15 protein-coding genes are annotated in these 13529 nt (G+C 66.3%); 10 read left to right on the top strand and 5 right to left on the bottom strand.

Features of this window, described 5'->3' with window-relative positions:
* Positions 1-3: 3 nt before the first annotated feature.
* Entirely contained in the window at positions 4-1227 is a 1224-nt protein-coding gene (locus GGI48_RS25050; protein WP_179600486.1) for an SfnB family sulfur acquisition oxidoreductase, read from the bottom strand.
* Between the two features lie 283 nt (positions 1228-1510).
* On the opposite strand from GGI48_RS25050, the gene GGI48_RS25045 reads away from it, so the two are divergent.
* From GGI48_RS25045 to GGI48_RS25000, 10 genes are all read left to right on the top strand, one after another.
* Positions 1511-1978: a VOC family protein gene (locus GGI48_RS25045; protein ID WP_047305477.1), complete on the top strand. Its 468-nt coding sequence runs from the start codon at positions 1511-1513 to the stop codon at positions 1976-1978.
* 290 nt (positions 1979-2268) lie between these two features.
* Positions 2269-3480 (top strand): PepSY-associated TM helix domain-containing protein, encoded by a 1212-nt coding sequence (locus tag GGI48_RS25040; RefSeq protein ID WP_179600484.1) that lies wholly within the window; start codon positions 2269-2271, stop codon positions 3478-3480.
* On the top strand, positions 3477-4022 hold the full coding sequence (locus GGI48_RS25035) for a thiamine pyrophosphate-binding protein (RefSeq protein WP_179600481.1): 546 nt from the start codon (positions 3477-3479) through the stop codon (positions 4020-4022). Before GGI48_RS25040 ends, GGI48_RS25035 begins: the two co-directional genes overlap by 4 nt.
* Positions 4022-4360, top strand: coding sequence for a hypothetical protein (locus GGI48_RS25030; RefSeq protein WP_179600479.1), 339 nt, complete (start codon positions 4022-4024; stop codon positions 4358-4360). The genes GGI48_RS25035 and GGI48_RS25030 overlap by 1 nt, the downstream gene beginning before the upstream one ends.
* Positions 4357-4929, top strand: a complete 573-nt coding sequence (locus GGI48_RS25025; RefSeq protein WP_179600477.1) for a DUF6162 family protein — start codon at positions 4357-4359, stop codon at positions 4927-4929. The genes GGI48_RS25030 and GGI48_RS25025 overlap by 4 nt, the downstream gene beginning before the upstream one ends.
* A gap of 28 nt (positions 4930-4957) precedes the next feature.
* On the top strand, positions 4958-5887 hold the full coding sequence (locus tag GGI48_RS25020; RefSeq protein WP_092312352.1) for a metal ABC transporter substrate-binding protein: 930 nt from the start codon (positions 4958-4960) through the stop codon (positions 5885-5887).
* On the top strand, positions 5884-6627 hold the full coding sequence (locus tag GGI48_RS25015; protein ID WP_103740054.1) for a metal ABC transporter ATP-binding protein: 744 nt from the start codon (positions 5884-5886) through the stop codon (positions 6625-6627). Before GGI48_RS25020 ends, GGI48_RS25015 begins: the two co-directional genes overlap by 4 nt.
* Complete coding sequence (locus GGI48_RS25010; protein ID WP_179600476.1) at positions 6627-7526, top strand: metal ABC transporter permease; 900 nt, start codon at positions 6627-6629, stop codon at positions 7524-7526. Before GGI48_RS25015 ends, GGI48_RS25010 begins: the two co-directional genes overlap by 1 nt.
* On the top strand, positions 7527-8516 hold the full coding sequence (locus GGI48_RS25005; RefSeq protein ID WP_179600474.1) for a metal ABC transporter solute-binding protein, Zn/Mn family: 990 nt from the start codon (positions 7527-7529) through the stop codon (positions 8514-8516).
* Between the two features lie 125 nt (positions 8517-8641).
* Positions 8642-9469 (top strand): class I SAM-dependent methyltransferase, encoded by an 828-nt coding sequence (locus GGI48_RS25000; protein ID WP_179600472.1) that lies wholly within the window; start codon positions 8642-8644, stop codon positions 9467-9469.
* An 88-nt stretch (positions 9470-9557) separates the two neighbouring features.
* On the opposite strand, the gene GGI48_RS24995 is transcribed toward GGI48_RS25000, so the two are convergent.
* The 4 genes from GGI48_RS24995 to GGI48_RS24980 form a co-directional block, all read right to left on the bottom strand.
* Complete coding sequence (locus GGI48_RS24995; RefSeq protein ID WP_110724836.1) at positions 9558-9782, bottom strand: MbtH family protein; 225 nt, start codon at positions 9780-9782, stop codon at positions 9558-9560.
* 82 nt (positions 9783-9864) lie between these two features.
* Positions 9865-11277 (bottom strand): aspartate aminotransferase family protein, encoded by a 1413-nt coding sequence (locus GGI48_RS24990; RefSeq protein ID WP_179600470.1) that lies wholly within the window; start codon positions 11275-11277, stop codon positions 9865-9867.
* A 234-nt stretch (positions 11278-11511) separates the two neighbouring features.
* Positions 11512-12837, bottom strand: coding sequence for an ATP-binding protein (locus GGI48_RS24985; RefSeq protein WP_179600468.1), 1326 nt, complete (start codon positions 12835-12837; stop codon positions 11512-11514).
* The gene (locus GGI48_RS24980) at positions 12838-13515 is read right to left on the bottom strand and encodes a response regulator (protein ID WP_016965114.1); all 678 of its coding nucleotides are present in this window, start codon (positions 13513-13515) and stop codon (positions 12838-12840) included.
* Positions 13516-13529: the final 14 nt, after the last annotated feature.

The following is a 13529-nucleotide window of genomic DNA, read 5'->3' as shown; positions in this document are numbered from 1 at the left end:
GCGTCAGGACCAGTCGTGACGCGGTGGCTTGATGCCGTTGAGCAGCCAGTTGCCCACCAGGTGGTACTTCCAGCGCACCGGGTCGTGCAGGGTGTGGACCCGGGCATTGCGCCAGTGGCGGTCGAAGTTGTGGCGCTTGAGGGTCGAGCGGGTGCCACCCAGTTCGAACAGCTTGTTGCTGGCCTCGATGGCGATCTCGGTGGTCAGCACCTTGGCCCGGGCCACCGCCACGGAAGCCAGGGCGACATTGTCCGCATCGGGGGCCGGACGCGCCGCATCCAGGGCCAGGCCGGCGCGCTCCAGCAAGGCTTCGGCGGCGTGCAGACGAATGTCCAAGGCGCCCACCTGAATAATGGTCAGCGGATCGTCGCCGGCCTTGTCCACGCCGGCATCGATCCATGGCCGGGCGTGCTCGGTGACGAAGGCGACGGTGTCGCGCAGCGCCGCCCGGGCAATCCCGGCGTCGATGGCGGCCGTGGTCAGCTGGGCGAAAGGCCCGGCCAGGGTCGGGCTTTCGTAGGAGCGGTAAGTGGGGAACAGATTGAAGGCCGGCACCTTGAGGTCCTGCGCCAGCACCGTGCCGCTGGAGGTGGTGCGCTGGCCGATGCTGTCCCAGTCGTCGAGCACCACCAGTCCCTCGCTGTCCCGGGGCACGAAGGCCAGTTGGCCACGGCCCTGTTCATCCAGGGCCAGCACCGCCAGCCAATGGGCATACAGCGAGCCGGTGCAATAGCCCTTGCGGCCATTGATCACATAAGCGTCACCACTGCGCCGTACCGTGGCCTGGATGTCCTGCACGTTCTTGCCGCCGGTTTCCGACAGCGCATTGGCAAAGCGCTGGCCTTGCAGGGCCAGGGCGAAAAAGTGCGCCTGCTGCTCCGGGGTGCCCTGCAGGCGGATGTCTTCCAGCAGGCAGTAGTGGTTCTGCGGGATCTGCCCCAGGGACGGATCGGCGGCGGAAATGATCGCGATCACCTCGGCCAGTACCGCGTAGGACACCTGGGCGCCGCCGTACTCCCGCGGCACGCTGATGCCCCACAAGCCACTGTTGGAATACAGGTCCAGCAGTTCCACCGGCACCTGGCGGCTGCGGTCGCGTTCGGCGTCCTGCTCCCCCAGGACCGCCGCCACGTGCCGGGCCACGGCCAGGGCCTCGGCGCCATCGCGGATCACCTGGGCGGCGGGGGTGTGCAGGGGATAAAAGGCGGATTCAGGCAAAGAAGACATACAGCGCTCTCGGGCGGATAAAGGTTACAGGCAGCCATTGCAGCTTCTGTGCCGAAAGATCAGGCCTTTGATTTCAAGGGTTTAGCGGCCGCTGCGGGAGATTGCCCAAAGGGCCAGCGGACAAATTGCTGGAGAGCTGTTGTTGGGCCAACAGTGCGTCGCTGTTGCCTGGCCGACACCTCGTCGGCCCACGCCGGTGCCGAGGGTGCCCGGGTATAGAGTGAAACCTGCCCGGTCCTGCGACGGAGCGGTTTGCCCAAAACAACATCAAGGAGAACCCCAGATGAGCGTCAACCCGATTCCCGAAGGCTTCAACGGCGTCACTCCCTACCTGGGCATCAAGCACGCCGCCGAGGCCATCGAGTTCTACAAGCAGGCCTTCGGCGCGGTGGAAAGCATGCGCCTGGAGATGCCCGACGGCCGCGTCGGCCACGCCGAACTGCGCATCGGCGGCTCGGCCATCATGCTCGGCAGCCCCTGCGAACAAACCCCGATGGACAGCCCCGACACCCACAAGACCTCGGTCGGGCTGCATCTGTATGTGGAAGATGTCGACAGCAGCTTCGCCCGGGCGATTGCCGCCGGCGCCACCGCAGTGTCGGCGGTGCAGGACCAGTTCTACGGCGACCGCAGCGGCAGCCTGCGCGACCCGTTCGGCCATGTATGGTTCCTGGCCAGCCGCAAGGAAACGCTGAGCGCCGAGGAAATCGCTCGGCGGGCGCGGGAAATGTTCCAGCAACAACCCGGCTGATCCTGCCCCTGCAGGAGCCGGCTTGCCGGCGAAGGCGCCCTCGCGGTTCAGTTCGCGGGCAAGCCCGCTCCTACAGGGGCATTGGCCAGACCGCTTAAACCGCGGCTTTCACGAGGTTTTCGCTGCTTCGTAACATTTACTTTCATATCGCCTTTCAGGATTTACGATTCTCATTCGTCTTAATTGAATGCAGCAGGCCGCGTTGGCCAAGGCTATGCCCGGCACCTTCGCGCCGGGCCCGGCCCAGGGTTCCAGTGCCGCTCCATTCCTCGAATCAAGACGCCCACTCCATGTCGAAGAAGTCCCGTTCAAAAATCTGGTTTCTGGTGCACAGCTGGCTGGCCCTGCCCATCTGGTTCTTCGTGCTGATCGTCTGTGTCACCGGCACCCTGGCAGTGGTCAGCCAGGAGATCGTGTGGCTGGCCAATCCGGACGTGCGCGCCAGCAAACCCTCCGATGACGCCCGGCCCTTGAGCTACGACCAGGTGGTGGCGGCCATCAAGCAGGCCGAACCCAGCACCCGCATCGAAACCATCGTGACCCCGGACGAAAGCCATTTCGCCCTGAGTGTCGATGTCAGCTACCCCGATGGCCGCAGCGTGACGGTCTACGTCAACCCCTATACCGGCGTGATCCAGGGGGTCAGCCCAGCCTTCGATTTCAAGGCCTTCACCCGCGCCCTGCACGGCTGGTGGCTGGTGCCCTTCACCAATGGCTACAGCTGGGGCTGGTATCTGGTGTCGCTGCTCGGCCTGCCGATGCTCGCTTCGCTGATCACCGGCCTGGTGGTCTACAAGAAATTCTGGAAGGGCTTTTTCAAGCCCACCTTGCGCGTCCGGCATGGCGCGCGGATCTTCTGGGGCGACCTGCACCGCCTGAGCGGCATCTGGTCGATCTGGTTCATCGCGGTGATTTCCATCACCGGCATCTGGTTCCTGATCCGGGCGATCCTGGGGGACAACCAGATCAGCATTTCCAGCGAACCCATAGTGCCGGTCATCGCCCGCGAGCACGTACCGACCTCCGCCGATGGCAGCCCACCGCCCATGATCGGCCTGGACCAGGCCATCAGCACCGCCACCTCCCGAATTCCCGGGTTCGACATCAGCTTCGTCAGCTTGCCCAGCAATGCCTACAGCCATCTGTATGTCGGCGGCCGCGGCTGGTATCCGCTGATGTACCAGACCGCCAACATCAATCCCTACACCGGCACCCTGGATACCGCGCACCTGCTGGGGGACCGCAACGCCCTGGAGTTCGTCACCGAATCCATGCGCCCGTTGCACACCGGTGATTTTGGCGGGATCTGGGTCAAGCTGATCTGGTTCTTCTTCGGCCTGGTGCTGAGCATGATGGTCCTCAGCGGCCTGCTGATCTGGACCAAACGCACCGCCCTGGCCACGGCCAATGCCCTCAAACGCGAGGAAAAGGCCGGCCGCCCGCGCCCCATCGCCAAGCCCATCCCCGCCATGAGAGTCGAAACCTCGGAGGCCCAACCGTGAGCAAAGCGACCCCGGCAAGCCCTGATTCCACCTCGACACTGGGCCGACTCTGGCAACAGTGGCGCTTCCACCTGAACATCCTGCTGTTGCTGATTCCCCTGGGCTTCATGCCCAAGTACCTCGCCGATGCCTCGCTGTTTCGCGGCGACAGCGGCTTGGGAGAACGAGAGATCGGCGAGATTCAGGTCGGTCCCTGGAGCCTGCGCCTGGCCGAAATGCGCGATCAGGCACCGCAACTGCAAGGTGCCGCCGGCTACCTGAAAGACTTCAACGCCGCCCTCTGCGATGCCTGCATCGAACCGGTCAAGGCCACCTACCTGCGCATCGGCAAGCCCCGCAGCCTGCGGGCCGCCGGGGTGATCTTCTTCGGCAGCCCGTACCGCATGGGGGCCAGCCTGCCGATTCCGCAAAAGACCAAGGCCGACGCCGAGCTGTGGATCACCCTGGAAGGCTGGGACGGCAGCATGCACCAGGCATCCATTCCCCTGAGCCAGGCGTCCCCCGCCACCGTGGCCTGGCTCGAAAAACAAGGAGGCAAATGATGATCCGCGCAGTACTCCCCCGGCGCCTCGGCGCCGCTGCCCTGTTGCTGCTGGGCACCGCCTTCAGCCACAGCGCCCTGGCCCACAACCCGATGTGCGAGTGCAAGGCCATCGACGCCGAGCAGATCCGCTGCACCGGCGGTTTTTCCGACGGCAGCGGCGCGCCGGGAGTGACCCTGGACGTGATCGGCTACGACGAAAGCATTCTGGTGCCGGGCAAGCTCGGCAGCGATTCGACCCTGACCTTCAAGAAGCCCTCCAGCGAGTTCTACGTGCTGTTCGACGCCGGTCCCGGCCACGTGGTCGAGATCGACCAAGCAGATATCGAGGCCCCATGACGCCTGCCACCACCCAGGTCGTGCGCCCCGCCGGCGCCGGCCACGAAACCCTCTATGTGCTGTTGCTGTGCGCACTGATTCTGAGCGTGGCCGCCACGGTGGTGCTGTGGCGCGGTGAAACCACCGAGACCCAGAGCATCGCCAGCCACCAGCTGGACGCCCGCCGCGACCTCAGCGCCGGCGAGCAAGGGATCTATGCCGACCTGCGGGTGACCCTCGACGAAATCCACCTGCTGCGCGCCGAAAACCAGAGCCTGCCGACGCCCGAGGAACTGGCCGCGGAAGGCTTCGCCCCCTTCGCCCAGGACGCCAGCTCGGTCAGCCGTGGCGGCCATGCCTGGCAATTGCAGGACCAGGCCTACCTGGGCCTGAGCCAGGCCCCGCAAGTGGCCGGCTCCTTCCTGATGCGCCTGGACCCCGAGGACCCGGCCAAGGTGGACATCTGGCTCAACCGCAACCCGTCCGTCGCCGTGCCGGTCGATCTCAGCGACGCCAGGCTGGCCGCCGCCGGCTGGCGACAGGTGGTCGCGCAATTCGATGCCGGAGTGACCCGCCAGCATCGCCACTGAACCCATTCCGAGAGAAGAACGCTTGCCCATGCCCATTTCATCGCAACGCCGTCCCTTTCTGCGGGGGCTGCTGATCGGCCTGCTGGCCCTGACGCTCAGCCCGCTGGTCAGCGCCGACCCGGCCAAACGCCTGCGCATCGGCATCACCCTGCACCCCTACTACAGCTACGTGGCGAACATTGTCGGCGACAAGGCCGAGGTGGTGCCGCTGATTCCCGCCGGTTTCAACCCCCACGCCTACGAGCCTCGGGCCGAAGACATCAAGCGCATCGGCAGCCTGGACGTGATCGTGCTCAACGGCGTGGGCCACGATGACTTCGCCGACCGCATGATCGCCGCCAGCGAGCGCCCGGACATCCCGCTGATCGAAGCCAACGAGAACGTGCCACTGCTGGCCGCCACCGGGGTCGCCGCCCGGGGCGCCGGCAAAGTGGTCAACCCGCACACCTTCCTCTCCATCAGCGCCTCCATCGCCCAGGTCAACAACATCGCCCGCGAGCTGGGCAAGCTGGACCCGGCCAACGCCAAGACCTACACCCAGAACGCCCGGGCCTACGGCAAGCGCCTGCGCCAGTTGCGCGCCGACGCCCTGGCCAAGCTGACCCAGGCACCCAACGCCGACCTGCGGGTGGCCACGGTGCACGCCGCCTACGACTACCTGCTGCGCGAGTTCGGCCTGCAAGTCACCGCGGTGGTGGAACCGGCCCACGGCATCGAGCCCAGCCCCAGCCAGTTGAAGAAGACCATCGACCAACTGCGGGAACTGGACGTCAAGGTGATCTTCTCGGAGATGGACTTCCCCTCCACTTACGTCGAGACCATCCAGCGTGAATCCGGGGTCAAGCTCTACCCGCTGTCGCACATTTCCTACGGCGACTACAGCGCCGACAAATACGAGAAGGAAATGCAGGGCAACCTCGACACCGTGGTCCGGGCCATCCAGGAGGCCGGGGCATGACCGCCATCGAAACCCTGCTGCGCGGCCCGGCCATCGAGTTCGATCAGGTCAGCTTGAGCCTGGGCCGCACCACCATCCTCGACCGCGTGACCTTCCAGGTGCAGCCCGGCAGCGTGCACGCCCTGGTGGGCCCCAACGGCGGCGGCAAGAGTTCGCTGATCAAGACCCTGCTGGGGCAGATGCCGCACCAGGGCCAGTTGCGCCTGCAATGGCCCGGCGCGGCCGGCACCATCGGCTACGTGCCCCAGGCCCTGGAGTTCGACCGCGGCCTGCCGATGACCGTGGACGATTTCATGGCCGCCATGTGCCAGCGCCGCCCGGCCTTCCTCGGCCTGAGTCGGCATTACGCCCAGGCCATAGGCGAAGCCCTGGAACGGGTCGGCATGCAGGACAAGCGCAAGCGACGCATGGGCGCCCTGTCCGGCGGTGAACGCCAGCGGGTGCTGCTGGCCCAGGGCCTGATCCCGGCCCCGCAACTGTTGGTATTGGACGAACCGATGTCGGCCCTGGACGAGGCCGGGATCCAGGTCTTCGAACGCCTGCTCCACGACTGGCGCCAGAGCGGCATCACCCTCTTGTGGATCGAGCACGACCTGGAAGCCGTGGGCCGTCTGGCGGACCGGGTCACCGGACTCAACCGCCGGGTGCTGTTCGACGGCCCGGCGCAACAGACCCTGACCCCGGAGCGCCTGCTCAGCCTGTTCTCCACCCATCCACGAGCCGCCGGGAGCGCTGCCTGATGACCTATGAAGCTTTTCGCCTGATGGTCCAGGGCTGGGCCTCGGCCGGCTACCTGCCCGAAGCCCTGGCCTATGGGTTCGTGGTCAATGCGCTGCTGGCCGGGCTGCTGATCGGCCCGGTGCTCGGTGGCCTGGGCACCCTGGTGGTGGTCAAGCGCTTCGCCTTCTTCTCCGAAGCCGTGGGCCACGCGGCGCTGACCGGGGTGGCCATCGGCATCCTGCTGGGCGAGCCCTACACCGGCCCCTACGGCAGCCTGTTCGGCTACTGCCTGCTGTTCGGCATCCTCCTCAACTACCTGCGCAACCGCACCGGGCTGGCTCCGGACACCCTGATCGGGGTGTTTCTCTCGGTGTCCCTGGCCCTGGGCGCCAGCCTGCTGCTGATCCTGGCCGGCAAGATCAACGTGCACATCCTGGAAAACGTGCTGTTCGGCTCGGTGCTCACGGTCAACGGCAACGACCTTTTGGTGCTGCTGATCGTCGGTGCCCTGGTGCTGGGCCTGAGCCTGCCGCTGTACAACCGCATCATGCTGGCCAGCTTCAACCCGCAGTTGGCGGCGGTGCGCGGGGTGGCGGTGAAGACCCTGGACTACCTGTTCGTGATCCTGGTGACCCTGATCACCGTGGCCGCGGTCAAGGTCATCGGCGCGATCCTGGTGGGCGCGCTGCTGGTGATTCCGGCCGCTGCCGCCCGCCTGCTCAGACAGTCGCTCAAGGGCTTTTTCTGGATCTCGGTGAGCATCGCCACCGTCAGCACCCTGTGCGGCATCTTGCTGCCCATCGTCTTCGACCTGCCGGTGCCCTCCGGCGCGGCCATCATCCTGGTGGCCGGCGTGGCCTTCGCCCTGGCCGCCATCGCCCGCGGCACTGTCCCCAGTCTGAAAGGGAATATCGGATAAATGCACAGTTCATTGCGTCACTTGTCATTGCGTCAGCTGAGCCTGGCCCTCGCCCTCGGCGGCCTGATCAGCACCCCGGCCCTGGCCGAGCGCGACCACTTCGAACCGATGCGCGTGGTGGCCAGCCACGGCATGGGCAATACCGCGCTGCACAGCGCCACCGCGCAAAAACCGCTGACGGTGCTGGCCTCCCTGCCGGTGACCTTCGGCCTCGGGCAACTGCTGCTGCAAGGCACAGACATCAAGCTGGAGCGGGCGGCCCCGGCCAACCTTCCCGGCTCGCGGCAGACTGCCTATTTCACCGGGCGCGGTGCTCCGGCCCTGAGCAAGCTGGCGCTGGATGCCGACGCGGTGATCGGCCTGCGTTCGATCTGGCCGGACGACCCGCTGTACCCCAATGCCCGGCGCAGCAATATCCGCATCGTCGAGATCGATGCCGCCCGCCCAGTGGACGGCGCCCTGCCCGGGGTGGCCCTGCAACCGGGCAAGAGCGACGGGCTCAACGCTCAGCCCTGGCTGTCCAGCAACAACCTGGGGCGCATGGCGGACGTGCTGGCGGCCGACCTCGCGCGGCTGGCGCCCGAAGCCAAACCGCAGATCGAAAGCAACCTGGCGGGGCTCAAACAGCGCCTGCTGAAACTCAGCGCCGCCAGCGAAGCGCGCCTGGCCGAGGCCGACAACCTCAGCGTGCTGAGCCTCTCCGAGCACTTCGGCTATCTGGTCAGCGGCCTGAACCTGGAACTGGTGGGAGTCGACGCCCGCGCCGACAACGAGTGGACACCCGAGGCGCTGCAGCAGCTGCAAGCCCGGCTCAAGGACAACGATGTGGCCCTGGTCCTGCACCATCGCCAGCCGTCCGAGGCATTGAAGGCCGCCATCAGCGCCGGCGGCAGCCAGTTGCTGGTCCTTGAAACCGACGGCGCCGATCCACTGAGCGAACTGGAAGGCAACCTGCAGAAAGTCACCCAGGCCCTGGCCCCGAAAAGCTGAGCCCATCCCTGTCGCTGCTGCCGCCTGTTCGGCGGCGGCGCCGCTTACATATTCCCTCAAGATTGTGGTCATTTCCCGGTGCTAGTCTGCGCTTCGCAAAAATGCCCAGACAGGAAATCCACGCCATGAGCGAATACCTGACACTCAACAAGACCAATTGGGACGAACGCGCGCCCTTGCACGCCGCCTCGGCGGATTACGCGGTGCAGCGCTTCGTCGACGACCCGCAGTTTCTCTCCGAAGTCGTGCAGTTCGACCGTCCTCTCTTGGGCGATATCCAGGGCCTGCGCGGCGTGCATCTGCAATGCCATATCGGCACCGATACCCTGTCCCTGGCGCGCCTCGGCGCACAGATGAGCGGCGTGGACTTTTCCTCGGCGTCCCTGGCTGAAGCCCGATCCCTGGCCCAACGCTGCAACACGCCAATCGACTACCACGAGTCGGACGTGTTCCTGGCCGCCGAGGTGCTGCCCCAGGGCAGCTTCGATCTGGTCTACACCGGCATCGGCGCGCTGTGCTGGCTGCCGAGCATCGAGCGCTGGGCACAGACCGTTGGCGCCCTGCTCAAGCCCGGTGGCCGGCTGTTTATCCGCGAGGGGCATCCGATGCTCTGGGCCCTCAATGAAGATCACAGCGACTCGTTGCGGGTCGAATACCCTTACTTCGAACGCAGCGAGCCGCTGGTCTGGGACGACGACGCCACCTACGTGCAAACCGACAGCAGCCTCAAGGCCACGGTGACCCACGAGTGGAACCATGGCCTGGGGGAAATCATCAGCGCCTTGCTGGGCCAGGGCTTGCAGATCACCGGGCTGGTGGAGCACCAGAGCATTCCCTGGGAGGCCCTGCCCGGGCAGATGGTGGTGGATGAACGCGGCGAATGGCGACTCAAGGAAGCGCCATGGCGCCTGCCGCTGAGCTACACCTTGCAGGCCGTCAAGCGCCCGGCCTAAACGCCGGGCATTAAAAAGCCCGCTGGCCTCAAGGGCTCAGCGGGCTTTTTTGTGCTTGGGGCCGCGGCTACGGATCTGCTGCCGAAGATCAGCCGGCCAGCGCCTGCTGGTCCATCTTCTGGCGCAGGCTCAGGGGGCGCATGTCGGTCCAGACTTCTTCGATATAGGCCAGGCACTCCTTCTTGAAGCCGCTCTTGCCCACGGTGCGCCAGCCTTGGGGCACGGCCTTGTAGTCGGGCCAGATCGAGTACTGCTCTTCGTGGTTGACCACCACCTGGAACAGGATGTCCTCACGGTCGAATACTGAAGTCATTGCTTGTCTCCATCGCTAATTAGGAACGCCGCGCCCCAGGCGCGACGGTTGTGTAGAAGGAACGAATCGAGGCTTCGAAAAATTAGAGGCTGGCCACCGCGGCGGCCACCGCCTTGCTGAAGATGTCCGCCACCTGGTCGATCTGCGCCGCGCTGATGATCAGCGGCGGCAGGAAGCGCACCACGCTGCCATGGCGCCCGCCCAGTTCGAGAATCAGGCCGCGCTTGAGGCATTCACGCTGTACCAGGGGAGCCAGACGCAAATGTTGCGGCGGATGGCCCTGGGCATCCGGCGTGCCGGCCGGGTCCACCAGCTCGACGCCAAGCATCAGGCCACGGCCACGGACGTCCCCCAGTTGCGGGTAGTCGCGCTGCAGGATCAGCAAGTGCTCGCGCAAGCGCTGGCCCATGGCCGCCGCGTGTTCGGGCAGCCGCTGCTGCTTGAGGTAGCGCATCACCGCGGAACCGGTGGCCATGGCCATCTGATTGCCACGGAAGGTCCCGGCGTGAGCCCCCGGCTGCCAGGTGTCGAGCCAGTCGCGATAGACCATTACCGCCAGCGGCAGGCTGCCGCCGATGGCCTTGGACATCACCACCACATCGGGAATGATCCCGGCGTGCTCGAAGGCGAACATCTTGCCGGTGCGACCGAAGCCGCTCTGGATCTCATCGACGATCAGCGCCACCCCAGCCTGCTCGGTGATGCGCCGCAACCCTCGCAGCCAGTCCAGATCCGCGGGGATCACCCCGCCCTCGCCCTGCACCGCCTCGACGATCACCGCCGCCGGCAGGGCCACGCCCGCTTCCGGGTCAGTCAGCAGGTTTTCCAGGTAATGCAGGTTGACCTTGACCCCTTCGGCGCCCCCCAGCCCGAACGGGCAGCGGTAGTCATAGGGAAAGGGCAGGAACTGCACGCCGTTGTTCAAGAGTCCCGCCAGCGGGCGCTTGGGCCCCAGGCTGCCCATCAGGCTCAGCGCGCCCTGGCTCATGCCGTGGTAACCGCCCTGGAACGACAGCACGGTACTGCGCCCGGTGGCGGTGCGCACCAGCTTCAGCGCGGCTTCCACGGCATCGGTGCCGGTGGGGCCGCAGAACTGGATTTTCGCCTCGGCGGCCAGGGCCTCGGGCAACAGGCCGAACAGGTCCTGGACAAACTGGTCCTTGACCGGGGTGGTCAGGTCCAGGGTCAACAGCGGCAGTTCATCGGCCAGCACCTGCTGGATCGCGGCGATCACCACCGGGTGGTTGTGGCCCAGGGCCAGGGTCCCGGCACCGGCCAGGCAATCGATGAAACGCCGGCCTTCGACGTCCTCGACGTGGATGCCGCTGGCCCGCTTCAAGGCCAGGGGAATGCGCCGCGGATAGCTGCGGGCATTGGATTCCTGACGGCTCTGGCGGGCCAGCAGGGGCGACTCGTCGAACTGGTAAAGCGTCTCTTCCGGAGCGGCGCCAAGGCCCACCGGCGAATCGTGCATAAGGCTGGTAACGGCTGACATGTCTCGAACCCTCGCGCTGCAATTTGAGCAAAACGGCTACCGGCCGAACGCGCAGCCGAAGCAGGGTGCGCACGGGCAGGTTTTCCTGTTCTAAAAACGCATCAGCGCGGTCGGGATTTACACCCCGGGACGAGGAAATTGCACATACCGCCCCATAGGAGCCAGCTTGCTGGCGAAGGCGGTCTCAAGGGCCTATTCGCTGGCAAGCCAGCTCCTACAGAGGACGATGATGGGTCAGGCGTGGTGGGCAGGCAGGGTCAGTTCGACCCGCAGGCCATCAGGAAGGCTGTCGAAACGCAGCTCGCAACCACAACGCTGGACAATCGCCTGGACTATCGCCAGGCCCAATCCGCACCCGGTGCTCTGGCTGTTGCGCCAGAAACGCTGGGTCAGGTGCTGCAGGTCTTCCTGGGCAATCCCCGGGCCATGGTCACGCACCTGGAAACGCAGGCGACCGGCCACCAGCTCCAGGTTCAACTCCACCGGGCAGTCTTGCGGGGTATGGCGTAGGGCGTTGTCCAGCAGGTTGCGCAAGGCGGCAATCGCCAGGGTCGAGGGCATGGCCACCGGGGCCTCGGCGGCGTGCTCTCCCAGGTGCACCTTGACCCGCTGCCGGGCGCCCACGGCGGCATCCTGGATTGCCAGGCGAACCACTTGCTCGGCGTTGCAGTGCACGCCGTCATCGAACGACAGGCTACCCTCGACCCGGGCCAGCAACAGCAGTTGCTCCAGGGTCCGGTGCAGGCGGTCGGCGCCCTCCTCGGCCCGGGCCAGGGACTGATCCCGGGCCGCGCCGTCGGTCATGCGCGCCACCTGCAGGTGGGTCTTGATCGCGGTCAGCGGGCTGCGCAGTTCATGGGCGGCGTCGCCGGTCAGGCGGCGTTCGCGTTCGATGGTCTTGGCGATGCGCTGGAACAGCTGGTTCTGGGTGTCCACCAGCGGTCGCAATTCGCTGGGCATGGGCTGGATCTGCAACGGCTCCAGGGAGTCGGCGCTGCGGCGCATCAGCGCGTCGCGAATCCGGTTCAACGGCGCCAGGCTCTGGCCGATGCCCAGCCACAACAGCCACAGGCAACCCAGCAAGGCCACCCCCACCGGCACCGAAGCGGCCAGCAGCACCGACATGTTCAGGGCCTCGCGCTCCACCTGGCGGTCGGCGGTGGTGATGCGCAGATCACCGCGCACCAGGGTGAAGGTGCGCCACGGCGCGCCGTCGATCATCTGGTCGTGAAAGCCCAGCTTCTCGGCTTCCAGGGTGTGTTCCGGGGTGCTGTGGCTGCGGGCCAGGACCTGCCCGCGCAGGGAACTGACCTGACAGGCCATGCCCCCGGGGATGGTCAAGGCCGCGCTGGCAATCGGGTGGGTATGGGTGTCGGAGGGCAGCGCCGGCATCTGCTCCAGTAGACCGGCCACCATGCGCGCCGAAGCCACCAGCCGCTGGTCCAGGGAAAACATCATCTGATTGCGCAGATCGCTGAGCATCCAGGCCGCGGCCAGGGTCCAGATCAGAATGAAGGCAGCGCCCAGGGTCACGCTCAGGCGCAGGCGCAGGCTCCTCACTTAGGACTTCTCCTGGCCATCGGCCGGCCCCAGGCGATAACCCAGGCCGCGCACCGTCTCGACGATGCCGTTGCCCAGTTTGCGTCGCAGGTGGTGGATGTGCACGTTGAGGGCGTTGCTTTCCAGCTCATCGTTGAACCCGTAGACGCTGTCCTTGAGCTGTTCGCTGGACAGCACCCGGCCGCGGTTGTGCAGCAGCGCCTGGAGCAGCGCCTGCTCGCGCCGGGACAGGTCCACCGGCTCGCCGCCCAGGCGGGTTTCCCGGGTGCTGGGGTCGTAGGTCAGGCGCCCGTGTTCGATGAGGTTGACGCTGCGCCCCGCCACCCGGCGCAACAGGGTGTGCAGGCGCGCCGCCAGTTCCCGCAGGTCGAAGGGCTTGAGCAGGTAATCGTCGGCCCCGGCCTGCAGGCCGTCGACCCGATCGGTCACCGAGTCGCGGGCGGTGAGGATCAGCACCGGAATCTCCAGGCCCTGCTGGCGCTGTTGCTTGAGCAACTTCAAACCATCTTCATCCGGCAGGCCCAAGTCCAGTACCATCACGTCGAAATCGGCCACGCCGAGCATCGCCCGCGCCGCCGAGGCAGAGGCCACATGCTCGACCGTCAGGCCCTGGGCCGTGAGGCCGGCGACTATTCCGCTGGCAATCAGCTCATCATCTTCACAGACAAGTACGTGCATGGTCGGTCCTGTAA

The organism is Pseudomonas protegens, assembly GCF_013407925.2.
GTDB lineage: Bacteria > Pseudomonadota > Gammaproteobacteria > Pseudomonadales > Pseudomonadaceae > Aquipseudomonas > Aquipseudomonas fluorescens_AP.
Note: the sequence above shows the minus strand (reverse complement) of the source record. Positions and strands in the feature narration are given on the sequence as shown.